This window comes from Niastella yeongjuensis, assembly GCF_900110245.1.
Classification (GTDB): Bacteria; Bacteroidota; Bacteroidia; order Chitinophagales; family Chitinophagaceae; genus Niastella; species Niastella yeongjuensis.
On sequence record NZ_FOCZ01000003.1, the window covers coordinates 198,155 to 221,831 of the forward strand.

Annotated in this window: 22 protein-coding genes and 1 other RNA gene; 16 read left to right on the forward strand and 7 right to left on the reverse strand. The window is 45.7% G+C overall.

Annotation, left to right across the window (positions count from 1 at the left end):
• The 11 genes from BMX95_RS09245 (at window position 1) to rnpB (ending at window position 11,352) form a co-directional block, all read left to right on the forward strand.
• Window positions 1-852: a DUF3822 family protein gene (locus tag BMX95_RS09245; protein ID WP_081197444.1), complete on the forward strand. Its 852-nt coding sequence runs from the start codon at window positions 1-3 to the stop codon at window positions 850-852.
• Complete coding sequence (locus BMX95_RS09250) at window positions 843-1,391, forward strand: RsmD family RNA methyltransferase (RefSeq protein ID WP_081197445.1); 549 nt, start codon at window positions 843-845, stop codon at window positions 1,389-1,391. Before BMX95_RS09245 ends, BMX95_RS09250 begins: the two co-directional genes overlap by 10 nt.
• A gap of 99 nt (window positions 1,392-1,490) precedes the next feature.
• Entirely contained in the window at window positions 1,491-2,120 is a 630-nt protein-coding gene (bioD, locus tag BMX95_RS09255; RefSeq protein WP_081197446.1) for a dethiobiotin synthase, read from the forward strand.
• Window positions 2,117-2,686 carry a 5-formyltetrahydrofolate cyclo-ligase gene (locus tag BMX95_RS09260; protein WP_081197447.1) on the forward strand — a complete coding sequence of 190 codons (570 nt, stop codon included), beginning with the start codon at window positions 2,117-2,119 and terminating at the stop codon, window positions 2,684-2,686. The genes bioD and BMX95_RS09260 overlap by 4 nt, the downstream gene beginning before the upstream one ends.
• Window positions 2,676-3,752, forward strand: coding sequence for a tetraacyldisaccharide 4'-kinase (lpxK, locus tag BMX95_RS09265; protein WP_081197448.1), 1,077 nt, complete (start codon window positions 2,676-2,678; stop codon window positions 3,750-3,752). Before BMX95_RS09260 ends, lpxK begins: the two co-directional genes overlap by 11 nt.
• 9 nt (window positions 3,753-3,761) lie before the next feature.
• The gene (rnr, locus tag BMX95_RS09270) at window positions 3,762-5,801 is read left to right on the forward strand and encodes a ribonuclease R (RefSeq protein WP_081197449.1); all 2,040 of its coding nucleotides are present in this window, start codon (window positions 3,762-3,764) and stop codon (window positions 5,799-5,801) included.
• A gap of 216 nt (window positions 5,802-6,017) precedes the next feature.
• Complete coding sequence (locus BMX95_RS09275; RefSeq protein WP_081197450.1) at window positions 6,018-6,983, forward strand: polyprenyl synthetase family protein; 966 nt, start codon at window positions 6,018-6,020, stop codon at window positions 6,981-6,983.
• A gap of 69 nt (window positions 6,984-7,052) precedes the next feature.
• Entirely contained in the window at window positions 7,053-8,825 is a 1,773-nt protein-coding gene (locus BMX95_RS09280; RefSeq protein WP_081197451.1) for an APC family permease, read from the forward strand.
• A complete protein-coding gene (locus BMX95_RS09285) occupies window positions 8,788-9,453 on the forward strand; it encodes an HD domain-containing protein (RefSeq protein WP_081197452.1) in 666 nt (221 codons plus the stop codon). The genes BMX95_RS09280 and BMX95_RS09285 overlap by 38 nt, the downstream gene beginning before the upstream one ends.
• 406 nt (window positions 9,454-9,859) lie before the next feature.
• Entirely contained in the window at window positions 9,860-10,891 is a 1,032-nt protein-coding gene (locus BMX95_RS09290; protein WP_081197453.1) for a Smr/MutS family protein, read from the forward strand.
• Window positions 10,892-10,906: 15 nt separating this feature from the next.
• An RNA gene (gene rnpB / locus BMX95_RS09295) (RNase P RNA component class A) lies at window positions 10,907-11,352 on the forward strand.
• 77 nt (window positions 11,353-11,429) lie between these two features.
• On the opposite strand, the gene BMX95_RS34925 is transcribed toward rnpB, so the two are convergent.
• Window positions 11,430-11,570, reverse strand: a complete 141-nt coding sequence (locus BMX95_RS34925; RefSeq protein WP_165758803.1) for a hypothetical protein — start codon at window positions 11,568-11,570, stop codon at window positions 11,430-11,432.
• Between the two features lie 69 nt (window positions 11,571-11,639).
• Here BMX95_RS34925 and BMX95_RS09300 point away from each other — a divergent pair, with 69 nt between their 5' ends.
• Window positions 11,640-12,050, forward strand: a complete 411-nt coding sequence (locus BMX95_RS09300; protein ID WP_081197454.1) for an OB-fold protein — start codon at window positions 11,640-11,642, stop codon at window positions 12,048-12,050.
• A gap of 116 nt (window positions 12,051-12,166) precedes the next feature.
• Here the strand turns inward: BMX95_RS09300 and BMX95_RS09305 are convergent, their stop codons facing one another.
• Together BMX95_RS09305 and BMX95_RS09310 are read right to left on the reverse strand one after the other, a co-directional pair.
• Window positions 12,167-12,754, reverse strand: coding sequence for a porin family protein (locus BMX95_RS09305; protein WP_081197455.1), 588 nt, complete (start codon window positions 12,752-12,754; stop codon window positions 12,167-12,169).
• 206 nt (window positions 12,755-12,960) lie between these two features.
• Window positions 12,961-13,419, reverse strand: coding sequence for a hypothetical protein (locus tag BMX95_RS09310; RefSeq protein WP_081197456.1), 459 nt, complete (start codon window positions 13,417-13,419; stop codon window positions 12,961-12,963).
• Window positions 13,420-13,703: 284 nt separating this feature from the next.
• Here BMX95_RS09310 and BMX95_RS09315 point away from each other — a divergent pair, with 284 nt between their 5' ends.
• Window positions 13,704-15,230: a sodium:solute symporter family protein gene (locus BMX95_RS09315; protein WP_081197457.1), complete on the forward strand. Its 1,527-nt coding sequence runs from the start codon at window positions 13,704-13,706 to the stop codon at window positions 15,228-15,230.
• A 131-nt stretch (window positions 15,231-15,361) separates the two neighbouring features.
• Complete coding sequence (locus BMX95_RS09320; protein ID WP_081197458.1) at window positions 15,362-16,330, forward strand: dihydrodipicolinate synthase family protein; 969 nt, start codon at window positions 15,362-15,364, stop codon at window positions 16,328-16,330.
• Window positions 16,331-16,635: 305 nt separating this feature from the next.
• Here BMX95_RS09320 and BMX95_RS09325 read toward each other — a convergent pair whose 3' ends face one another.
• Window positions 16,636-17,025 (reverse strand): hypothetical protein, encoded by a 390-nt coding sequence (locus tag BMX95_RS09325; RefSeq protein WP_081197459.1) that lies wholly within the window; start codon window positions 17,023-17,025, stop codon window positions 16,636-16,638.
• Between the two features lie 211 nt (window positions 17,026-17,236).
• On the opposite strand from BMX95_RS09325, the gene BMX95_RS09330 reads away from it, so the two are divergent.
• Window positions 17,237-17,704, forward strand: a complete 468-nt coding sequence (locus tag BMX95_RS09330; protein WP_081197460.1) for a hypothetical protein — start codon at window positions 17,237-17,239, stop codon at window positions 17,702-17,704.
• A gap of 184 nt (window positions 17,705-17,888) precedes the next feature.
• On the opposite strand, the gene BMX95_RS09335 is transcribed toward BMX95_RS09330, so the two are convergent.
• Window positions 17,889-18,437: a nuclear transport factor 2 family protein gene (locus tag BMX95_RS09335; RefSeq protein WP_081197461.1), complete on the reverse strand. Its 549-nt coding sequence runs from the start codon at window positions 18,435-18,437 to the stop codon at window positions 17,889-17,891.
• A gap of 277 nt (window positions 18,438-18,714) precedes the next feature.
• Here BMX95_RS09335 and BMX95_RS09340 point away from each other — a divergent pair, with 277 nt between their 5' ends.
• The gene (locus BMX95_RS09340) at window positions 18,715-19,350 is read left to right on the forward strand and encodes a hypothetical protein (protein ID WP_081197462.1); all 636 of its coding nucleotides are present in this window, start codon (window positions 18,715-18,717) and stop codon (window positions 19,348-19,350) included.
• 139 nt (window positions 19,351-19,489) lie between these two features.
• On the opposite strand, the gene gcvP is transcribed toward BMX95_RS09340, so the two are convergent.
• Together gcvP and BMX95_RS09350 are read right to left on the reverse strand one after the other, a co-directional pair.
• Window positions 19,490-22,411: an aminomethyl-transferring glycine dehydrogenase gene (gene gcvP / locus BMX95_RS09345; RefSeq protein ID WP_081197463.1), complete on the reverse strand. Its 2,922-nt coding sequence runs from the start codon at window positions 22,409-22,411 to the stop codon at window positions 19,490-19,492.
• A gap of 255 nt (window positions 22,412-22,666) precedes the next feature.
• Window positions 22,667-23,605: a sterol desaturase family protein gene (locus BMX95_RS09350; RefSeq protein WP_081197464.1), complete on the reverse strand. Its 939-nt coding sequence runs from the start codon at window positions 23,603-23,605 to the stop codon at window positions 22,667-22,669.
• Window positions 23,606-23,677: the final 72 nt, after the last annotated feature.

Consider the following 23,677-nt stretch of genomic DNA (forward strand, 5'->3'; position numbering starts at 1 on the left):
ATGCTAAAGGCTAATTTTGATATTGTTCCTGAAATGCGGGACTCCGAAGAGCTTCGAAACAGTCAGCTGTTGATAGAAGTAGGGGAGAAAATGTTCAGCTTTGTTATCTACAACAAAGAGCAAAAGCGTTTTGTGGGGCTTCGGCAATACAACCTCGATTATACACCAGGCAAAACCATGCTGGAAAACCTGCTGGAAATTGTAACCAACGACGAGTGGCTGCAATCGCAGTTTAAAGAAGCCTTTATCATTTACAATTATACCGACAGTAACTTTTTACCGGAAAAGGTTTTTCATATTGAATTGAACCAGCCGGTAACAGAGATCTTATACGGAAATGCCAAAAAGGGATTGTTGTTGAGTGAAAAAGTGATTGGCTATAAAATGTACAATATTTACCGGGTTCCCCGCGAAATACATGCCCTGTTGCAGCGGAAATTCTCCAGCGGCAACTACTGGCATTACTATACGCTGCTATTGTACGATCAACAGGTACAACCATCGGCCGGCGAACAGGTAATAAAAATGGTAATGCGGGCCGATCAGTTTTTAGTAGCCGTTTTCAATGGCGAAAAAATTCAGCTGATCCAGTCATACACTTACCAAACACCAGACGACGTATCGTACTACCTGCTGGGTATCTGTAACAAGTTTAACATCAGCCAGGATAAAGTAACGCTGATCGTTTCCGGTTTGCTCGATGAACAATCACGCCTGTACCAGGAGTTGTTAAAATATTTCTTACAGGTTCAGTGGGACCGCATGCCCGAAAGCATTAAGCTGGATAAGGCATTTTCAGCATTTCCCACCCATTACTTTTCACCGCTTTTGAAAATGGCATTATGCGTATAATAGGAGGGGATTTAGGAGGAAGAAAGATCAATCCGCCAGGTAAAATGCCGCATACCCGGCCTACCACGGATATTGCCAAGGAAGGACTTTTCAATATCATCGAGAACAATCTTGATATAACAGCCTTACATACACTCGATTTGTTTGGCGGAACCGGCAGCATCAGCTACGAGCTTAAATCGCGCGGCGCAGCAGCCTGTACCATTGTAGAGAAGGATACTGCGATGTACGAGTTTATTAAAAAAACATCAGCCACCCTGCAATTGGAGAACTTTAACGTGGTAAAGATGGATGTGTTCAAATTCATTGGCCAGTGCACCAGCAAATTCAATTTTATTTTTGCCGGTCCGCCATACGCATTGGGCACCATCGATGATTTACCAAAGCTGATTGTAGAAAAACAACTGCTGCAACCCGGCGGCTGGTTTGTACTGGAACATACTCCGCGTAATAATTACGAAAGCTATCCCCTGTTTGTTACTGCCCGCAATTATGGAACTACCATCTTCAGCATCTTTGTAAATAAAGAAGGCGTTTAGGTTTCATTAACAAAGGTTGGCAGGAGGTAAGAAGTAGGAAGTAAGAAAAACTCCGAACTTCGTACCCCGCAATTACTTTGTGTTGCGGAATCTAAAAACATGGAAAAAATCTTCGTTACCGGTATAGGTACCGGAATAGGCAAAACCTTCGTGTCAGCCATCGTAGCTAAATCATTGAACGCCGATTACTGGAAACCGGTACAGGCCGGTTTTGAAGACGGCACCGACAGTGAATGGGTGTCGCGCTGGCTAAAGGAAAACGGTTCAATTGTTCACCCGGAAGTATACCGGCTGTCGAAACCGGCATCGCCACATATCGCTGCCCGGGAGGAAGGGATTACCATTGATATTCAACATATTTGTGATAGAATGCCCAATGTCAACCGCACTTTGGTCATCGAAGGGGCAGGGGGATTACTGGTTCCGTTAAATAATACTACCTTTGTAGCCGATTTGATCAAAGCGCTCGGCGCAAAAGTAATCCTGGTCAGTCGAAATTACCTCGGGAGCATCAACCACTCCCTTTTAACAGCACGGGTGTGCCGCGAGCTACAAATACCGGTAATCGGCTGGGTCTTTAACGACCAATACCTTGATTATGAAGAGGAAATAGTACAATGGAGCAACTTTCCCAGGATAGCATCAATTCCCTATTCTGATAACGTAAACGGGACATTTATCAACTCTCAGGCAGCTGCGATACAAAAGCAACTGGAAGAACTATTATGATAAAAAATACCGTTAGAAAAGAATTTTTACAGCGCAGGATGAACTTGCCGGAAGATGAACTGCAAAAACAAACCGCATTAATAGCTTCCAACTTCAAAAAACTGGTCCTTCCACCGGTTAATTATTTGTTATCGTATCATCCACTGGTCAACCGCCGCGAATTCGACGTGTCGGTTTGTGAAGAAATTCTTAAAGAACAGAACCTGATCATGCGGGTAGGCTGGCCTAAAATTCATGTAGACCTGCTTGATATGGAGGCCGTACTGGTTGAAAAAGATGGACTTTTTATAAAGAACAAGTTCAACATCCTGGAGCCCATTGGCGGCATTGTAATTCCGCCCCTGCAGCTTGATCTCATCTTTGTTCCCCTGCTGGGATTTGACACCCGCGGGTACCGGGTTGGGTACGGAAAAGGCTATTACGACCGGTACCTGGCACAATGCCGGCCTGAAGCAATCAAGATCGGTTTCTCATTTTTCGACGCGGTAGAATACATTGAGGACATCGACGAATTTGATGTACCTTTAAATTTTTGCATTACACCGCATCGTATATATGAATTTTAACGCTCCGTTGCTGCGCCCGTTCCGCATATTGTTGTTTCCTTTTTCCCTGGTATATGGCGCAGCGATTTGGTTACGTAACCGACTGTATGACAAAAAGATACTACGGTCAACCGGTTTTAATCTGCCACTCATCTGCATCGGAAACCTGTCAGTAGGCGGCACTGGTAAAAGTCCCATGGTAGAATGGATCGTAAAATACCTGCACACCAATATGGAGGTGGCCATTTTAAGCCGCGGGTATAAACGCCGCACCAAGGGATACGCACTGGCAGGTGAAAATTCTACGGCCCTCGATATTGGCGATGAACCCATGCAGTTTCATCAAAAATTTCCCGATGTGACCGTTGCCGTGGGGGAAGAACGCATTGTGGCCATACCGCAACTACTGCACGACAGGCCCAATACAAAGGTGGTGATCCTCGACGATGCTTTTCAACACCGCGCCATTAAAGCGGGCTTGAATATTGTATTGACTAATTACGATAACCTGTTTACCCGCGACTGGATGCTGCCTACCGGCGACCTGCGCGACGAAAGGCGGTCGTACAAACGGGCCGATGTAATTGTGGTCACCAAATGCCCGGCGGTATTGTCGGTGGAAGAAAAAGAACGGATCAAACAGGAAATAAAATTACTGCCACACCAACAATTGTTCTTTACCACCATCCGGTATGGATCGCCTTACCACATTATCAGCAAAAAAAGAGTATCACTGGATACAGCTACCGAAGTATTGCTGGTAAGCGGCATTGCCAATCCAATGCCATTGAAAAAATATTTGCAGGATGCTACAAAAACCTACTACGAAATATTATACGGCGACCACCACATATTTCGCATCGACGACTGGAAGGAGATCGTAAAGCGGTTTAATAACATCCCCACAGAAAATAAAATTATACTTACTACTGAAAAAGATGCCGTTCGCCTCATAAAATTTGGACAAACCTTACAGGATTACCCCATTTATGTAATACCCATTGAAATCCAATTCCTTTTTAATGAGGGGCATCAGTTTACTGATATTATCAGTAAATTCATTACTGATTTCAGTATCACGAATTAAAATGATTGAATGAGCAGGAAACCAGCTAAGAAGAAAAAGAAGAAAGAAGCTTCCTCGCAACACACCCTGAAAGGTGTTTTAGATATTACCCGGTCAGGCATCGGGTATGTAATTGTCGATAATCTTCCTAATGATATACTCGTGCGCCCGGCAGATTTTAATACTGCCCTGCACGGCGATACCGTACGCGTACGCGTATTAGGCGGCTCCGCTAAAAAAAGCGGTCGTCAGCAGGGAGCGGTCGTTGACGTTTTGCAGCGCAAACAAATGGAGTTCCTCGGTAAAATAGAAATAGGCAAAAACGCCGCTTTCTTTACCGCAGATACCGAAAAGCCCATGCCGGACTTTTTCATTCCCGAAACGGCATTGAACGGCGCTAAAGACGGCGATCGGGTGATCGTTCGCATTACCGAATGGGAAAAACAGAAGAAGCCTGTAGGTGCTGTTATCCAGATCATGGAAGCCGGTAACGAAGGCGATATGGCCATGAAGGAGATCCTGATGGAAAACGGGTTCCCCTTATTTTTCCCGGAGGAAGTAATTGAAGAAACAGAAAGGATCCCGGATACCATCTCGCAGGATGAGATCAATAAAAGAAAAGACGTACGCGATGTTCTCACCTTCACCATCGACCCGGTAGACGCCCGGGACTTTGATGACGCCCTGAGTATTCGCCTGCTCAAGAACGGTATGTACGAAATAGGCGTACACATTGCCGATGTAAGCCATTTTGTAGAACCCGATACGGCGCTCGACAAAGAAGCCTACGATCGCGCTACCTCCGTGTATTTGCCCGATCGCGTAGCTCCCATGCTGCCCGAACGCATCTCGAATGAATTGTGTTCCTTACGTCCGCATGAAGATAAACTGACCTTTTCCGCTATTTTTCAAATAACCGAAGCCGGTGAGGTGAACCAATACTGGTTGGGTAAAACGGTGATCCATAGTAATCACCGCTTCACCTATGAAGAAGTACAGGAGATCATTGAAAAAGGCGAAGGTCTGTACCAGGGTGAGATCATGCTATTGAACAAACTCGCGCAGCAGTTCCGCGCCAAACGCTTCAGGAAAGGTGCTATTAACTTCTCTTCGCAGGAAGTACGCTTCAAGCTCGATGAAACCGGTAAGCCCATCGGTATCATGGTAAAAGAAAGCAAGGAAGCGCACCAGCTGATTGAAGAGTTCATGCTGCTGGCCAACCGCATAGTAGCGGAAAATGTAAGCAAGGTAAAGGTGAATAAAAAAGACCTGCCCTTCCCTTACCGTGTACACGATACACCCGATGAACAGAAACTGGCGCCATTTGTGGAGTTTGCCAAAAAGTATGGCCATACCTTCGACACCAGTACACCCGAAGGCATAGCCGCCTCTTTTAACCAGATGTTGCAGGATGTTCAGGGTAAACCCGAACAGCACGTGCTGGAACAGCTGGGCATACGTACCATGGCCAAAGCTATATATACCACCGAAAATATCGGTCACTATGGTTTAGGGTTTAAACACTACTGTCACTTTACCTCACCCATACGCCGTTACCCCGACGTACTGGTACACCGCATTTTGCAGGAGGTATTGACCGGAGATGTGGAACCTGAGAAAAAGCTGGAACAGAAGTGTAAACACTGCAGTGAAAAAGAACGTTCGGCTATGGAAGCTGAACGCGCAGCCAATAAATACAAGCAGGTAGAATACATGAAAGAGTTCCTCGGCGAGGAATTTGAAGGCGTGATCAGTGGCGTAGCCTCCTTTGGTTTTTGGGTAGAGACCATCGAGCACAAGTGTGAAGGCCTGGTAAGCATGAACAGCCTGCTGGAGTACGATGATTTCCGCCATGTGGAAAGCGATTACAGCCTGGTAGGTTTACGCAGCGGCCGCAAGTTTGGAATGGGCGATAAAGTGCGCATAAGAGTAGTGGCAGCCAATTTAACCAAACGCCAGCTCGACTACGAATGGGTAATTACCAAAAGCCTGAAGGAAGAAGGGGAGACGAAGAAACCGGCTGGTGGTAAGAGCAAATATATTCCGGCTAAGAAGGGGAAGAGGAAGTAGTTGATCAGTTAACAGGCTAATGGCGTTGACAGGGTTGACGAGTTGAAAAGAGTGGTGAGTAGTGAGTAGTGAGTAGTGAGTAGTGAATGTGCTCGCTAGCTTTTATGAATCCGGCAAATCGGAAACTCACTCACAACTTACAGCTGCCGCGTCGCGGCTCTCTGCCTTCTGCCCTTTGTATTTTTCAAAAAACCGTATTCTACTATTTAAAAGCATATGCATAGTTTCGAAGCCCTTTCTAAACAATTCGCCCAATATTTTAACGTACGCCACTTCCCAAAGGAACCATCCAGCCTATACGATGCTGATGAATATTTTTTAAGCCTGGGTGGCAAACGGGTGCGCCCGGTAATGTGTTTAATGGGCAATGAATTGTTCGATGAGATCAGTAAAGATGCCTGGCCGGTAGCTGCAGCCATAGAACTGTTTCACAACTTCACCCTCATTCACGACGATATAATGGACAAGGCGCCTTTGCGCCGGAACCAGCCTACCGTGCATGCAAAGTATGGCGAGTCTACCGCTTTGCTTTCCGGTGATGTGATGCTGATTGTGGCCTACGATTACCTGAACCAGGTAAGCAACGATTACCTGCACAAGGTGATCCGCCTGTTTAATCAAACCGCCAAAGAAGTGTGCGAAGGACAGCAGATGGATATGGATTTTGAAAAACAGGAAGTAGTGAAAATGGATGAATACATCCGGATGATTGAATTAAAAACGTCCGTATTACTGGCTGCCAGCCTGAGCCTGGGCGCTATTTTAGGCGGGGCCGGACAAGCCAACCAGGAACACATCTACGCTTTTGGCCGCAACCTGGGTATAGCGTTTCAGATCCAGGATGATTACCTGGATGCCTATGGCGATCCTGCAAAATTTGGAAAGCAACCCGGCGGCGATATCATGTCCAATAAAAAAACCTTCTTAATGATCAAGGCGCTGGAATCGGCCAATGCCGCCCAGTTAAAAGAATTAAAACGCCTTATGCAGGAGAATCCGGAAGATAAAGTGGCCCGCGTATTATCGGTTTTCGATGATTGTGGGGTTAACAAATGGGCTGCCGGTCTCAAAGAAAAATACATCAACGAAGCCTTTGAACATCTGGAGGAAATGGCAGTGGTTACCAGTAGAAAAGAACCTTTGCGTGAATTAGCACATTTTCTGGTACAGAGGGAGCATTAGAATATTGAAGATTAACATACTAACAATCATTCGCTTTTTTTAGTAATTTTCCCGCTCAAACCCCACATCATGTCAAACTCATTGTTTCGCACAAAAAAAATTGAATCGATCTTAAAGGAAGGAAGCGATGAGGGGCATGGGGCTTCAGGGTTAAAGCGGGTATTAACAGTACGTGATCTTACCTTTTTTGGTATTGCCGCTATCATAGGAGCGGGCAGCTTCAGCAGTTTGGGCGATGCCTGTTTTAAAGGCGGTCCCGGGGTGGTGGTGTTGTTTATCATATGCGGAATTGCCTGCGCATTCACCGCTTTTTGTTATTCAGAATTTGCCAGCCGTATTCCGGTTGCCGGAAGCGCTTATACCTACGCATATGCCTCCTTTGGTGAATTATTTGCCTGGATCATTGGCTGGGCACTCATCATGGAGTATTCCATCGGGAATATTTATGTGGCATTTTCGTGGAGCGATTACTTCACCTCCTTTCTGCACAAGGTAAATGTGCATATGCCCGATTACCTCACCTGCAGTTACCTGGAAGCGAAAAAAACATTTCTTAATTATGCTTCTCAAACATCAGCCGAACAGATAGCCTTTGTTAAGAACCAGGCCAATGCCGAATTACTAAATGCCTGGAACAATCCCCCCATGCTCGGTTCCCTGAAAGTTATATTTGATTTGCCGGCGCTGATCATCAATGTGCTGATCACATCGCTGGTGTATGTAGGGATCAAAGAATCAAGGAATTTCAGCAACGCCATGGTGATCCTGAAGCTGGCCGTAGTGGCCTTGGTGATCATTGTGGGTGCCTATTATATCGATCCGGCCAATTGGTTACCGGTAAATGATGCAGGTACAAAAGCGTTTATGCCGAATGGTTTTGGGGGAGTGATGGCAGCTGTTTCGGGTGTGTTCTTTGCCTATATTGGTTTTGATGCGGTAAGTGTACTGGCCGAAGAAAGTAAAAATCCCCAGCGCGACCTGCCCCGGGGAATGACCTATTCGCTGGTGATCTGTACGGTGGTGTACATCTTACTGGCGTTAGTACTCACTGGCGTAGTAAACTACAAACAGTTTGAAAACGTGGGCGACCCGCTGGCCAAGATCTTTGAAGTAAAGAACGTAGGCTGGATGCAATTACTGGTTTCTGTGTGTGCCGTTATTGCCATGACCAGCGTATTACTGGTGTTCCAAATGGGACAGCCACGTATCTGGATGAGCATGAGCCGTGATGGATTATTACCACCCGTGTTTCAAACCATTCACAAAAAATACAAAACGCCTTCTTTTGCTACTATTCTAACCGGCCTGGTAGTGGGCGTTCCAATCTTATTTACCGATAAAACCTTTGTACTGGATTTTACCAGTATAGCTACGCTGTTTGCCTTTGTGCTGGTGTGTGGTGGTGTGTTGTTGATACCCCGTAAAGAAAAGGTGGCCGGCCGGTTTAATATGCCGCATATCAATGCCCGGTTTATTTTTCCGCTGCTCATCCTGGCTGCGCTGATCATTCTGGGAGTATGGGCACCCGGTTATTTTTCAGACATGTTCAATTTTGATTTTTCCGGCGATGCGGATTACGCAGCTAATAAAGTAAGTTTTATGGACCTGGCCGTACCCAAGATCTCCCTGATCGTTTTCTGGTTGAGTGCCATTGTATTGGGTATAGTTACCGTGGTTAAAAAATATTCCTTAATTCCACTGATGGGCGTAACCACCTGTTTGTACCTGCTTACGGGTATGACAAAAAGTAACTGGGCCTGGTTTTTGGGCTGGTTGTTGCTGGGCCTGATCATTTATATTTTTTATGGCTACAGAAAAAGCAGACTCGCAAAAGCAGCATAATCTCCGCGCCATATGGGAACAACTGGCTGGTAAGTATTGTAGTGACCCTGCATTGAGTGACCGGCTTTTTAACGAGCTGGAAAAAAAATATACTACCACCCGCAGGCATTATCACAACCTGGCACACATACAGGCGTTACTGGCTTTTTGCGAAAGTTACGAGCACGAATTGAGAGACGCAGATGTAGTGGCCTTTTCGGTTTTTTACCATGATATCATTTACAATGTGCTTCGAAAAGACAACGAACCCCGCAGTGCCCAACTGGCGGTAAAGCGGTTACAGGCATTATCGGTTCCACCCGAAAAAACGGAACAGGTTAAATTGTACATCGAGGCTACGCAAACGCATGCTATTACCACCGCAGTGACCCATACCGGCGATCTGCAATTATTCCTTGATTTTGATATGTCAATTTTAGGCGCCGATTGGGCGGCCTATGAAGCCTATACCCGGCAGGTTCGACGGGAATACCGCATTTATCCCGACAAAGTTTATTATCCGGGCCGGAAGCAGTTTTTGCAGCACTGTCTGCAAACCGGGCACGTTTTTCAAACCCCCGTTTTCTGCGAACAATACGAGGCCCGGGCCCGGGAAAATATGGCGCGGGAGCTTACCACTCTCTACTGACACTCACATCTTCCCCACTACCGATCCCCACCGGGGCTATTCCAGCATTATATCAGATTTAGTAGTCTCTCCCACTTGATACCCAGGTATTTCCTGGTTATTCCGTACATGTCTCGTATCTATATAGATACGAGACATGTACGAGACATGTACGAAACATGTACGGCACATATACGAGAAACCAATAAAGCTGGCATGAGGTTGAACAGACTCTACAGTATGTTTTGTGCCTTGAAAACAAGAATCTAAGCTGGGTGGAAATAGAATGAAAAAGGGCAAAAGTGGAAAGCGGGAGCCTAAAAATGCTCTTTAGTGAGGTTGGCTGGTTAAAAAGGGGCAAAAAGGATACCTGTTTTCGTACCTTTGCCTACTTATATATATAAAAGCACCAATTAAATTATTACCCATGAAATTTGAGGTTGGCGATAAAGTTGTGGTGAATCAAACGAATGAAGAAGGAGAAGTGATAGACATCATTAACGACAAAATGGTGATGGTAGAGGTACGTGGGGTTAAATTTCCCGCTTATGTTGATCAGCTGGATTTTCCTTATTTCAAGCGTTTTTCCGAGAAGAAATTAATTCCCCCGAAAAAGGAAAAGAAATTCATCGATGATTTACCGCGCGAAAAGAAAAAGATCACCGAGCGGGTGGTTGATGGGGTATGGCTCACCTTTATTCCCATAACCGTGAACGATGAATTTGGCGATGATATTGTTACCGAATTAAAAGTTCACCTGGTAAACAGAACCGAACTGGATTATAAATTTACTTATAAACTGACTTATTTAGGCAACGAAGATTTTGAGTTGATCAATTCAATTCGGGCGTTTGAGGATTTTTACCTGCACGATGTGCCGTTCGAAAACCTGAATGATAATCCGGTCTTTAGTTTTGAGTTTTCATTGGTGACACCGCTTAAACTTAAGGCCGATTATTTCGAGTCTAATCTGAAGCTGAAACCCAAACAGGTATTCACGCGTATTGAAGAAGTGCGCAGGAAAGGGGAGGCTACGTTCTCGTATAAATTGTTCGAGGAGTATCCGCCGCGTCCGTACGAAGATGATAAACCAGCCGGGCTCGATCTGGCCAGCCTGGCAAAGGCGGGTTTTAAGATCTATGATGCCAGCAAAGCTCGTCAGAACCTGGAGGCGGCAAAGTCTGAGCTCGATCTGCATATAGAAGCGCTTACCCCTGCATGGGAATCGATGAGCAACCTGGAGATCCTGGGGCTGCAGTTAAAGACTTTCGAAAAATATTTCGATCTGGCAGTATTACACCACCTGCCCTGGATGATCGTTATACACGGCGTGGGCAGCGGCAAGTTGCGCGATGAAATTCATGACATGCTGAAACTGCGTAAAGAAGTGAAAAGCTTTGCAAACCGTTACCATCCGGCTTACGGCTATGGTGCTACGGAAATATATTTTGGATATTAATTACTTTCGCATTTAACTACAAACCGGGCTATCGCGCCCCGGCTTAGCCGGGGTGAGGAAAGTCTGGACAGCATAGGGCAATGTACCGGTGAACAGCCGGGTCTTTCTCTAACTTGTTAGAGGAGGAACAGACAGTGCCACAGAAAATTACAGCCTTCGACCGCCGAATCCGCCAGCTGGCGGAAAAGGCGGTTTTCATCCTGAGCAATCGGGAGGGTGATGGTGAAAACGTGGGGTAAGAGCCCACGGCCTGGGCAGGTGACTGCCGGGGCGGGTAAACCTTGCATGCTGAAATGCCATGTATACCAGCGTTGAAGAGCGGCTCGTTCGAACTCCCGGTAAAACGGGATACGTTGGGTGGGTAGGCAGAACGATCCAGTCAGTAATGGCTGGGCAAGATAAATGATAGCCTCCCGATCTCGATCGGGATACAAAATCCGGCTTACAGGTTTGTAGTTACTTTTTTTGTTGATGACAGTTATGAAGTAAGATTCCGACTTTTCCCCATTCGTAATGTTTTACTTATTGATAGTTAAACCTATATAATCAGGTAAGCTCCAATCACATTAAAACAGGCACCATTTTTGAAATTTTCTACCCGCTTCCATTTATAACCAAACGCATGCGCTGCGTTTATTGGCCAGCGGCTTTTACCGGCCATAGTTAAACGCTTTTTCATTTCCAAACCTTTGTAATTCCCCCCTTTACTGTGATCGTAGGGCCTGATTGGTAATCATAAATTCGCCTTATGAGGAACATCGTTTTTACCCTTGGATGCGGTTTTGTAGCCTTTCTTGCGGGTGTATTGGTATATCTGTACAATCAACCACCACGCAATCTCACCACTGAAACCGGCATTCCTGTTACTGCTACTGAATTATATACCCGGTTCACTACAGACCATTTGCATGCCAATGAGGTTTATTTAAATAAAGTACTGCAGGTAAGCGGACAAGTGCTTACCATAAAAAGCATGCCTTATGCAGAAAGGATCGTGGTGTTAAACACGGGTGATCCCCTAAATGGGATAGTGTGTACATTGAATAAACTGCAATCTGCGGGCCGGTTGGTACATCCCGGCGAAAAAATAATCATTAAAGGTGTTTGCAGCGGTTATGTAAGTCATGTAATGCTTACAAACAGCAGCCTTATCCAGTGATCTATATTCTTGTTGTCCGTACCCAACTAAAAAGCCAGAGCAAAAGGCGGGCGTCACATGAGAGGAGGCGACCCGCCTTTGCCTGGCAACTAATTTATAATACGGATGAGTAAGTATTACATAATGCGTACGGCTACACCTACCTGTACGTGGCTCGATTTCCATTCGTAGCGGTCATCCACTGCATTGATATCGGTAAGGCCTTTGTTGTAGCGGGCATAAAAACCAACTTTATCAAGGTTTACCTGCACACCCGCGTTCGCGCTTACTTCGGTTTTCTCAAATGCCTTGCGGCCTTCTTTTAACAAGTCTTCATCTTCATACACCAGGTAACCGAATTGCGGTCCGGCCATTACGCTTAAGTACTTATTAAAATTGTAACGCGCCAGTACAGGCACACTTATATAGGCCAGGTTGATATCGGCACCGGCGGCGCTTCTGCCCGAATTGTTATAATACGTCATGAAATCATCAGCCTTTTTATAAGGGTTCCAGGTGTACAGCAACTCTGGTTGAATGGACCAATGTTTATTAAAACCCAGTTCAGCAAAAGCCCCGGCCTGAAAACCGGCTGAGTACTTATTCTTCACCCCATCACCTTTAAGGGCGGAATAATTCAGATCGAGTTTGGGGCCAAAGTGAAAGCTTTGTGCGTTGGATACAAACGTCAACAACAAAGCTGCGCATACCAATGTATATTTCATCTTAATACGGAGTTTGATTAAAGGGCTTCAAATTTATTTATCGCTCAGTTTTTTAAAAGTTATAATCTATCAGTAGTAGAAAATAATAGACAAAAAACCCAATTGTTACGATAGTAACCATAACAAAGCGGCCGGTTAACGAGCGATTAACGGTTGTAGATGGGCATAAAAAAACACCTCCCGGTGTATTGGGAGGTGTCTGTTAATCAGTTGTTATTGGAGTTGAAGTTATGCCGGCGTTGCTGCGGTCTTTCGTAATAATCCTTTTGCGCCTGTATAATGGCTTTATCCCTTTCGTGTTCCAGCTCATGAACGCGTTTTTTGCGTTCTTTTCTCTTTATACTCTTATCATGTTTAGCCAGGGAGATCCGTTCGTTGTAATCGGACCTGATGTCCTGGATCTGCAGGTCGAGCTTGGTGGGCCGGCTATACCGGTAGCCATAGCTGTAACCCATAGGGTAGCCATACCCAAAGGGCGGATACCCAAAATAAGGGGAATAGCCAAAACCATAGTAAGGATACGCAGGAAAATAAGGACCAATACCTACACCTACCGAAACCCGCGGACGGGCATAATAGCGGCCGCCGCCGTGGTAATATCCCTGTGCCGAAACACCGGCTGCCAGTAACAGCGATAAACCGAATACCAGAAGTAGCTTTTTCATATATGTACCGTTTAAGAAATACGTCTAAATAAGTTACGACGAAATAACAACGTCAGTTGGGTAAAGTTTTATTTTACCATCCGGTTGTATAACGTTGGCCAGAAGACGAAGAAAAGGTACTCAAATTTTGGGGGCAGTTTAAGCATACCGGTGCGCCGGGACGCTATTTTATGAAAAAAAACTGTTAAATGGCATCATGTTGTCTTTTTAACACTTATTTTTTCTTTCTTATTGGTTCCTGCCGAATTATTTATACATTTACTTTAAGGGTTATTGCTTGTAATATGAATCATTTACCAACGGTCGATTTAACTATAATAGTCATATACTTCGCCGCCATGATAGCGGTGGGTATATTGCTGAGCAGAAAGAATAAGGGGTCTGAACAGTATACCGTTGCCTCCGGTGCTATACCGGGCTGGGCGTTGGGCATGTCGTTTTACGCCACCTTTTTAAGCGCCATTACTTTTTTGGGCGATCCGGGTAAGTCCTTTGGTGCCAACTGGAATTCATTTGTATTCAGTTTGTCGATGCCTTTTGCCGCATTTATCGCTTCGCGGTTCTTTGTTCCCTTTTATCGTAACAGTGAGGCAATCAGTGCCTATACACATCTGGAGGAGCGGTTCGGGGCCTGGGCGCGTACCTATGCCATGATCTGTTTTGTGCTGATACAGCTGGCGCGCATGGGCACTATTTTTTATTCCATTGCATTAACACTGAAAGCGCTCACCGGGTATTCCATGCCGGCCATTATGATCACCACCGGCATTTGTATCATTGTTTATACCATGATGGGCGGCATGAAAGCCGTTATCTGGACCGAAGTGGTACAGGCAGTTATTAAAACACTGGGCGCCTTATTGATCCTGTACCTGATCGTCTCCAACCTGAAAGGCGGCTTCCATTACATTATTGAAACCGGAAAGGCCAATGATAAATTCAGCCTCGGCAGCTTCCGGGTGTCAGGGTTTTCGATGTCTACCTTTTGGGTGATCTTCCTGTACGGCTTCTTTATCAATCTCAATAATTTCGGCATCGATCAGAATTATATTCAGCGTTACCATACCGCCCGAAACAGCCGCGATGCCAGCCGCAGCATCTGGATGTGTGTGGTGTTTTATTTGCCGGTGAGTATGCTGTTCTTTTTTATCGGCACCTCGTTGTTTGCCTATTATCATCAGCATCCGGAACTGGTACTGCCCCTGCAGCAACAGGTGGCAGCGGAAAAGGGGATTGCCTTAAGCAACCTTACTCCTGCCGATTATGGCGACCGGGTATTGCCCTATTTCATGCGCAATGAAGTGCCCCGCGGTTTGCTGGGTCTGATCATTGCCGCCATTTTATCCGCCGCCATGAGCACCATGAGCAGTGGCATGAACAGTTCGGCCACCGTTTTTCTGAAAGATATTTACCTGCGGTACTTTAACAAAGAGGCTTCGCCCAAAGCACAAATGCGGGTGCTGTATGCGGCCACCTGTGTAATGGGCGTGCTGGCCATTAGTTTTGGCATTGGCATGATAGGCGTTAAAAGCCTGCTGGATGCCTGGTGGAAACTGGCGGGTATTTTCTCGGGTGGCATTTTAGGGCTGTTTTTACTGGGGCTGCTGGCCCGTAAAGCGAAGAATATCGAAGCGGTGATTGCCGTCGTTATCGGGGTGCTGGTGATCCTCTGGATCACGTTTTCGCGCCAGCTGCCTGATAATTATGCGTGGCTGCGCACCAACCTGCATGCCAACATGACCATTGTGATAGGCACCCTGACCATTTTTTTAACGGGCAAGTTGCTGGCCGGTCTGCGAAAAAACGCCTGACACCTTCATTTTCAATAGCCTGGCTGCGCGATATTAAATAATGATAATTGTCCGTAATACAATATTTAATTTTTTAATTTTAAAGGGGCGGAAGCCTTCATTTTTAATAACAACAATCAAAAATAAACGGGATGGAAAAAAGATTTGTTCCGGTAATGATAACGCCGTTCAACCTGAAGGCAAAGATCGATTTCGATATGGTGGAGCGGTTGATAGATTTTTACCTGACAGCCGGAGTGAGTGGTTTTTTTGCCAACTGCCTCAGCAGCGAAATGTACAGCATCAGTGAAGACGAGCGGCTTGAGCTGACCAATCACATTGTTCGCTATGTGAATGGCCGGGTACCCGTGGTAGCTACCGGTTCATTCGGGCTTACCATTGAAGACAAGGCCGAGTTCAGCAAAAAGATCTACGACACCGGTATCGATGCCGTGGTGCTGATCACCGGGCATTTCGCCAATGTAGACGACAATGACGACGTGCTGTTGAAGCGGTTCGATAAAATGTTCTCGTTAACGCCCAACATTCCCATGGGTACTTATGAGTGCCCGGCGCCTTATAAACGTATTTTATCTGCCAATGTGTTTAAGGCCCTGTTGGATACAGGCCGGTTGAAATACCATAAAGACACCAGCATCGATCTGGAAAAAGTTAAAGAAAAACTGCAGTTGGCCAATGTGCCGGGTTTCGACTTTTTTGATGCCCACACCCCCAATGCCATGTACAGTTTGCAAATGGGCGCGCGTGGCATGTCGTCTATCAGTGGTAATTTTTATCCGGAGGCATTGGTATGGATGTGTAATAACGCCAATGACCCGGCTAAGCAGGCAGATGTTCAATGGCTGCAGTCTGAACTAACGCGTGTTGACCCGCTTATACATCAGGCGTATCCCATGAGTGCAAAGTATTTCCTGCAGCTGCGTGGTTTACCGGTACGTACCATTAGCCGGGCTTATGTGCAGGAACTTACACCCGATCAGAAAAATGTGTTGAAAGGCATTTATGAAAGTTTTACGCAGTGGTGCAGCCGATTGAATATAACGCCGGTAGATATCCGTTCTATTATGGAACCGAAGATTTTACCAGATCCGGCGATTTAATACGGAGGTAAGAAGTAAGAAGTAGGAGGTATGAAGATCTTGTATCTCCTACCTCTTACTTCGTATTTCTTACTTCTTCATTTTCCTGCCTCAAAGACTCTTTCTAACGTAATTAATCATAGCAATAAAAAGCCCCACCTCCAGCGGTGGGGCTTTTGTCCACATAACCTAAACAACCAATACTTGCTGCCGGAACTTAAAGAAGTAGGAAGTAAGAAGTTCGCGAGTATCATACATCCTATCTCTTACTTCATTTACCTACGACTCAGAAGGATCTTGCAAAACGATCGTCATCTTTACAAACACTAGCCTTTCTTGTAATAATCCTTCTTGGCCTGCAGAATATCATTATCCCTTTCATGCTTCAGATCGTGTACGGCCTGCCGTCTTTGTTTACCGCTGAGGGTTTCGTCATGACGTGCTGACCAGATCTTATCCTTGTAGTCGTTATTGATATCCTGTATCTCCAGGTCGAGTTTTGTTGGCCTTGAAGAACGATAATATCCAGGTCCCGGAGGATAAGCATACCATGGGTTATACCAATAAGGTGCATAAGGGTAATATCCATAGCCACCGCCAAATCCAACACCTACTGAAACATGAGTTCTAGGGTGCGGCGCAACTCGCACCACTTTTTGGGCCGACGCACTCAGTGTTAAGCCCAGCGCACAGATTGCTATTAATACCGTTTTCATCTTTCTCAATTTTAATTACATCTGTAAGACTTCAAAAAGTACGCTAGGTATAAAGCAGGAAAAAAACGATAACTTTTCAATAACAAAATGGGCTTTAATAAATTATATCACTAACAGGAAACCCCGGGACAGATAATACCGTATAATCCTTTTCTTTAAGAACCTTTGGGCTAATTTTAGTCTACCAGATTAACATAATTTGTTTTTGTTTATGAATGATCAGCAGTTATGTGGTACATGGACTGGCGCCTATACCTATGGAAATGAATACGATGTGCCGTTGAAGGGTAAAATGGTCACCTTTGAAATGAAATTAACAATTGTTAATGGTGTCATAACGGGGGAATGTATCGATGCCGAATCAACGAAGCATTTTAAAGCGCCTGCAATCATTGAAGGATCGATGGGAGATGACCATTCGATTAAATTTGTAAAACGGTATCCGCATTACTGGCAGCACGAAAAGTCAGGCCAGCGATTTCTGCCAAAATTACCTTCACAGGAAATCTATTATTCAGGAGCCTTCGTTAACAACGAGTTTGAAGGGGAATGGGAGATTGTTACGGTACTTGTTGATGCACAGGGGGAAATGGTTACTTATCGGGGTTATGGGAGTTGGGGTATGAAGAGGTTAGTTGATAAGGTTGACAAGGCAATGGGAAAAGGCAGTGGGCAGTAGGCAGTAGGCAAAGGGCAGAAGGCAGAGGGCAGAGGGCAGAAAGAAATACACTGCTTCGCGGCCTACGCGGCCCCGAAAGCTTGAACCTTTGTCAACTACCTCAACCTCATCAACGCTATCAACTGTATTTTCTTGTTAACTCGTCAACTTGTTAACTCGTCAACTTGTTAACTCGTCAACTTACTCACTTCTTCTTCGCCACTGCCGCATTGATAACGGAGCGATCAACGTATTGAATGAACTCGTCAATTAATCCTTCACTATTATAATGCATATCCAGATGCACCCAGAAGGTGAGTGACTGTTTGTTTTTATAAGTAGCATGTACCTGGTGCCAGTTCAATACCCAGATGCCTTTGCTTTCTACACTTTGTGGCTGATGTACGTTTAACGGCAGCCAGATCTCTTTACTGGTTTCGATAGAATCGACCATGTTCATGCGGCGGTCTTTCCAGTATTTGGCAATGGCTTCTTTGCCCTTGATACTATCGCCCGATGACCAACGCAATACTACATCATTGGCCATTCCACTGACCCAGCCGTCTATATCGCCACTGGCAAACTTAGCCAGGCTGGCCTTACCCATGTCTATATACTTCTGATCGGCAAACTCTACGGGGCCAGGGGCTTTTGTTGATTCACCGGCAACCACTGCCTGTGTTGATTTTTCGGGTTCATTTTTACACGCTGCCATTGCCATCAGGCAAATCGTTCCCAAAAGGATCTTTTTCATAAATGAATGTTTATGGGTTAAAAAAAGCGGGCGGGACCTGTTTTTAGAGCGGGATTGGCGGGATTACCAGGATGCAGGTGAAGCTAATGTAGGTATATTATTAAAGTTGATCAAATAAATGATATTATAACCTGCTTTAAAAGAACGATTTATGATTTGCGTCATAAAAACGCGGGGTGAAATATACTAAAATAAACGATCAGACACTTGCAACTGCCTCTTTTAATTATTAAATTCACCTAAACCTATTCTGAACCCTTTTAAATCACCCTACCATATGAAACTCCAAACAAACCTCGCGATTTGTACCTGGGTTTTATTATCTGCCTGCGCTTCGGCTGATAAACCCAACCTGCCGGCTATCGGCAACAATGTTGCACTGAACGCTGCACCACCTGCTGATGAAGCATTTAAAAAACAACCTGCAGGTACCATCCTTAACTTTTTACAATGGTATCGTTCAAATGTAACCGAACTGAAAAAGATCGAACTGGTAAAACATTCCTCCAATCCTGATTCTGCTAAGTATTATGTTGTAGATGCGGATGGCACAGAAAAGTTCCTGGGCGCCCTGCAACAAAGCGGATTTGTTAGTGACGGTTACCTTAACAAATGGCGCGCCTATTTCAGGAAATGTAACGACAACCTGCGGAAAACGCCCACTACAGAAGCGCCTGTACAGGGGCTCGACTTTGACCTGGTGATGATGGCGAAAGATTATGAAGAAGATTTGAAAGGCATTGAAAAGTCGACCGTAGAAAATGTAAAAGTGGCAAATGATGAGGGAAGCATTACCCTGGGCTTACCCACCGTTGGACGATTGAAGTACTGGATCTCTAAACAGGATGGCAAATGGCTGATAGAAGATATAAAAGATATGCGCAGTGCGCTTGACCAGGCGCAAAATGACTGATCCTTCAAGGATTATCAGTAACAGTCGGTATACAACAAAAGCCGTCCGCCAATTGGTGGACGGCTTTATTATTAATTCTGCTAAACAAAAAGGGTCCCCCTTATTCAGGAGAACCTTTTTATATTCTATAAAACTAAAATTATGCTTCTGCTTCTACATATGAACTAACCGGTTCGCAGGTACAGATCAGGTTTCTGTCGCCATAGGTGTTGTTCACTCTTGCCACGCTTGGCCAGAATTTATTCTCACGAATGTATGACAGCGGGAACGCAGCCTGTTCGCGGGTATACCCGTGTTTCCAGTCAGCGCTGATCACTACGTGTTGCGTATGCGGTGCGTTTTTCAATGCATTGTCTTTTTTATCGGCTTTGCCTTCTTCAATAGCGCGGATCTCATCGCGGATGCTCAACATGGCATCGCAGAAACGGTCCAGCTCGGCTTTGTCCTCGCTTTCGGTAGGCTCGATCATGATGGTGCCTGGTACGGGGAAGCTGAGGGTTGGCGCGTGGAAGCCATAGTCCATTAAACGTTTGGCTACGTCTTCTGCTTCAATCTCTGCGCTCTTTTTGAACGGACGCAGGTCAACGATAAATTCGTGGGCGCATTCGCCATTGTGGTTGGTGTACAGGATGTCGTATTGTCCTTCCAGGCGGGCGCGCATATAATTTGCGTTCAGGATGGCATATTCAGTGGCTTTACGAACGCCTACAGCGCCCAGCATTCTGATATAAGCATAACTGATAAGCAAGATAGATGCGCTGCCATAAGGCGCTGCACTTACTGCATGCTGCAGGCTGAATGGTGTATGGTCTAATTTACCGGCTGCTGCTTTATAATTATTCAATGTTACGTGGCCTGGTAAGAACTGAGCCAGGTGCGCTTTTACGCAAATGGGGCCCATGCCAGGACCGCCACCACCGTGTGGGATGGCAAATGTTTTATGCAGGTTCAGGTGACATACGTCGGCTCCAATTAAACCAGGCGCAGTTAAACCTACCTGGGCGTTCATGTTGGCGCCATCCATGTAAACCTGTCCACCATGCTGGTGAATGATCTGCGTGATCTCGTTTACGGTTTCTTCATATACCCCATAAGTACTGGGGTAAGTGATCATGATACCGGCCAGGTTCTGGCTATGTTGTTCAGCTTTTGCTTTCAGGTCGTCTACATCGATATAACCATTTTCCAGGGCTTTTACCACCACCACTTTCATGCCTACCATTACTGCGCTGGCGGGGTTGGTTCCGTGGGCAGAAATAGGGATAAGCATTACATTACGATGTGACTCGTTACGGCTGGCGTGGTAAGCGCGGATCACTAATAATCCTGCATATTCACCCTGGGCACCGCTGTTGGGCTGCAGGCTGCAGGCGTCAAAGGCGGTAATGTCGCACAGGTAGCTGCTCAGTTCATCGGTGATCTGTTTGTAGCCTTCTGTTTGGTCAACCGGTGCAAAAGGATGCATTTTGCTCCAGTGCTGCCAGCTTAAAGGGATCATTTCACTGGCGGCGTTCAACTTCATGGTACAGCTGCCCAGTGAGATCATAGAAGTGTTCAGTGACAGGTCTTTGTTCTCCAAACGTTTGATGTACCGCATCATTTGTGTTTCACTGTGGTGTGTATTGAACACCGGGTGAGTGAGGAAATGAGTGGTACGGGTTAACGTGTTGGGAATATTATACAAAACGGCATCTTCGCTTACGCTGAAGCTGGCTACGTTGTGGCCGTTCGGTTGATCGAGGAGTAACAATACATCCAGTACTTCGCTGAGGGTAGTGGTTTCATCGAGTGAAATACCTACCAGGTTATTGCCATAGTAGCGGAAGTTGATCTGTGCAGCTTCTGCTTTTTGACGGATGGTATCTGCGTTTGGTGCTTTAAATACAATGGTATCGAAGAAGTTCTTGTGCAACAGTTCATATCCTTCTGCTTCCAGTTCTTCGGCCAGTGCATTGGCCAGTACGGTTACCCGTTTAGCGATCTTGATCAAACCATCGGGTCCATGGAACACGGCATACATCGCAGCCATATTGGCCAGCAGGGCCTGGGCTGTACAAATGTTGCTGGTGGCCTTTTCGCGTTTGATGTGCTGTTCACGGGTTTGCAGTGCCATGCGCAGGGCGCGGTTGTTCTGGGCATCGATGCTTACGCCAATGATACGGCCGGGGATGCTGCGTTTAAAATCGTCTTTAGCGGAAAAGAAGGCAGCGTGCGGGCCACCAAAACCTAAAGGAACACCAAAACGTTGGGCTGAACCAAATGCTACGTCGGCACCCAGTTCACCGGGAGGGGTTAACAGGGTTAACGCCAGCAGATCGGTAGCCATGGCTACATAAGCGCCTGCCTGGTGTACTTTATAGATAAAGTCGCGATAGTCTTCTATGGCGCCTTTGTCGTTTGGATATTGTACCAGCGCGCCGAAATACGATTCGTCGATGCTGGCAGTGCGATAATCGCCAAACACTACTTCGATGCCTACAGGTACCCCGCGGGTAACCACTACATCTTTTGTTTGGGGGAATGTATCGTTGTCGACAAAGAATTTAGGCCGTACAATGTGGTCATGGTCCTTGTTCAGTGAGTTGAAGAACATGGTCATGGCTTCAGCAGCGGCGGTAGCTTCATCGAGCAGGGAAGCGTTGGTGAGTGGTAAAGCGGTAAGATCGCTTACCATGGTTTGAAAGTTCAGCAGGCTTTCCAGGCGGCCTTGTGAGATCTCAGCCTGGTAAGGTGTGTATTGGGTATACCAACCCGGGTTTTCGAAAATATTACGCAAAATAACGCTGGGCGTAATGGTGTCGTAATACCCCTGGCCGATATAGTTTTTGTATACTTTATTTTTTAACGAGATGTCTTTGATCAGTTGCAGGTATTCGTACTCACTGATGGAAGGCGGAATGCTCAGTGATTGGTTCATTCTAATACCGGCCGGTACGGTTTTATCGATCAGTGCATCGAGGCTGGGTTCTCCAATGACCTGCAGCATTTGGCGGGTTTCAGATTCAGTGGGTCCAATGTGTCGACGGATGAATTCAGTATTCTGTTGTTCAAAAAGATTCATAATCCCGTTTATGTTTGTAGTTTGTTTCTTAACTGAGCGTTGCTTGATTTCCTATAAGGCCGCAAAGGTAACATTTAACGGCGGAACTAACACCTGTTTGCGATGGAGGGTGGGGAAAATGTGCAAATGTGTCCCGGCCCGATTCGCAATAAAAAAACGTAACAGCGGGCAAATGGTTCAATGGGGGACGTATTCAGCCGGGTTGGCTGGCAGGTAGATTTCAATAATGTGTTGGAAGTCAATGTATTTTCGGGATCATCGCTTTACGACGATCACTGCTTCTTCGGGTAAAGAAGTGGTGGGTTGTCCGTTTTCTTCTGCCCGCATTTCTTCGCTGGTCTGGCGGCTGCCATCATGGCTCCAGCCGGGCGGACCAAACAGGTAGTTCCATTTTTCTTTAAACCCAATATCCCTGCGGGCCACATCCTTCCACATGGCTGTCCACTCATGAAAGATGATGGTTAACGGAGTTTCCTTTTCAATGGGTTTGGTTAAGCCGTATTTGATGGGTTGGTATTCGTTGTTGGTCAATTCGGGTTGAAATGTACCGAACATTTTATCCCAGATGATCAGGAACATGCCCATGTTCTTATCCAAATACTTAGCATTGGATGCATGGTGAACCCGGTGATGGGAGGGCGTTACCAGGAAGTACTCCAGAAAGCCCATTTTGTTGATCAGTTTGGTATGTACAAAAATACCCCAGATCTGTGTGGCTGAATAAATGAAAATGATATCAATTGGCTTAAAGCCCATCAATGCCAGGGGTATAAAATACAGGAACCTGTACAGGGGTTGAAATACCGAAGACCGGAAACCTACGGTGAAATTAAAATGTTCCGAGGAGTGGTGCGTAACATGGACTGCCCAGAAAAAACGGATCTCATGATCGAACCGGTGCAGCCAGTAATACATGAAGTCTTCCAGCAACAGCAACATCACCCAATACACCACTACGTGGCTAAAGGAGAACATATGATGCCGGTAAAAATAATCGAGGATCACTACATAAATGCCGCGGAATAACAGGTCAAGCGCACCATTCATCAGCATCAGGTAAACATTGGCTGCGGTATCGCGCCAGGTATAGAGCTTGCGGTGCGCGTAATTACTTAACAGCAGTTCTAACCCGATGATGATCGCGTAAATAGGCGTACTGGTAAGAATCAATATTTGTTCACGAAGGGAATTCATGTAAAGCGGGGCAAAAGTAAACTTTGTCCCTGAAATATCATAATATGATAGTCAGATTAGTAATTCATTATC

What these genes read in the sequence shown, in the direction of transcription:
- BMX95_RS09300 (WP_081197454.1), top strand. Translation starts at nt 11,640, where the DNA reads ATGAGGAACATCGTTTTTACCCTTGGATGCGGTTTTGTAGCCTTTCTT.
- BMX95_RS09285 (WP_081197452.1), top strand. Translation starts at nt 8,788, where the DNA reads ATGGCTACAGAAAAAGCAGACTCGCAAAAGCAGCATAATCTCCGCGCC.
- BMX95_RS09245 (WP_081197444.1), top strand. Translation starts at nt 1, where the DNA reads ATGCTAAAGGCTAATTTTGATATTGTTCCTGAAATGCGGGACTCCGAA.
- BMX95_RS09310 (WP_081197456.1), bottom strand. Translation starts at nt 13,419, where the DNA reads ATGAAAAAGCTACTTCTGGTATTCGGTTTATCGCTGTTACTGGCAGCC.
- BMX95_RS09350 (WP_081197464.1), bottom strand. Translation starts at nt 23,605, where the DNA reads ATGAATTCCCTTCGTGAACAAATATTGATTCTTACCAGTACGCCTATT.
- BMX95_RS09250 (WP_081197445.1), top strand. Translation starts at nt 843, where the DNA reads ATGCGTATAATAGGAGGGGATTTAGGAGGAAGAAAGATCAATCCGCCA.
- BMX95_RS09260 (WP_081197447.1), top strand. Translation starts at nt 2,117, where the DNA reads ATGATAAAAAATACCGTTAGAAAAGAATTTTTACAGCGCAGGATGAAC.
- BMX95_RS09340 (WP_081197462.1), top strand. Translation starts at nt 18,715, where the DNA reads ATGAAACTCCAAACAAACCTCGCGATTTGTACCTGGGTTTTATTATCT.
- gcvP (WP_081197463.1), bottom strand. Translation starts at nt 22,411, where the DNA reads ATGAATCTTTTTGAACAACAGAATACTGAATTCATCCGTCGACACATT.
- BMX95_RS09305 (WP_081197455.1), bottom strand. Translation starts at nt 12,754, where the DNA reads ATGAAATATACATTGGTATGCGCAGCTTTGTTGTTGACGTTTGTATCC.
- BMX95_RS09290 (WP_081197453.1), top strand. Translation starts at nt 9,860, where the DNA reads ATGAAATTTGAGGTTGGCGATAAAGTTGTGGTGAATCAAACGAATGAA.
- BMX95_RS09320 (WP_081197458.1), top strand. Translation starts at nt 15,362, where the DNA reads ATGGAAAAAAGATTTGTTCCGGTAATGATAACGCCGTTCAACCTGAAG.
- BMX95_RS09325 (WP_081197459.1), bottom strand. Translation starts at nt 17,025, where the DNA reads ATGAAAACGGTATTAATAGCAATCTGTGCGCTGGGCTTAACACTGAGT.
- BMX95_RS09335 (WP_081197461.1), bottom strand. Translation starts at nt 18,437, where the DNA reads ATGAAAAAGATCCTTTTGGGAACGATTTGCCTGATGGCAATGGCAGCG.
- rnr (WP_081197449.1), top strand. Translation starts at nt 3,762, where the DNA reads ATGAGCAGGAAACCAGCTAAGAAGAAAAAGAAGAAAGAAGCTTCCTCG.
- BMX95_RS09280 (WP_081197451.1), top strand. Translation starts at nt 7,053, where the DNA reads ATGTCAAACTCATTGTTTCGCACAAAAAAAATTGAATCGATCTTAAAG.
- BMX95_RS34925 (WP_165758803.1), bottom strand. Translation starts at nt 11,570, where the DNA reads ATGAAAAAGCGTTTAACTATGGCCGGTAAAAGCCGCTGGCCAATAAAC.
- BMX95_RS09315 (WP_081197457.1), top strand. Translation starts at nt 13,704, where the DNA reads ATGAATCATTTACCAACGGTCGATTTAACTATAATAGTCATATACTTC.
- bioD (WP_081197446.1), top strand. Translation starts at nt 1,491, where the DNA reads ATGGAAAAAATCTTCGTTACCGGTATAGGTACCGGAATAGGCAAAACC.
- lpxK (WP_081197448.1), top strand. Translation starts at nt 2,676, where the DNA reads ATGAATTTTAACGCTCCGTTGCTGCGCCCGTTCCGCATATTGTTGTTT.
- BMX95_RS09330 (WP_081197460.1), top strand. Translation starts at nt 17,237, where the DNA reads ATGAATGATCAGCAGTTATGTGGTACATGGACTGGCGCCTATACCTAT.
- BMX95_RS09275 (WP_081197450.1), top strand. Translation starts at nt 6,018, where the DNA reads ATGCATAGTTTCGAAGCCCTTTCTAAACAATTCGCCCAATATTTTAAC.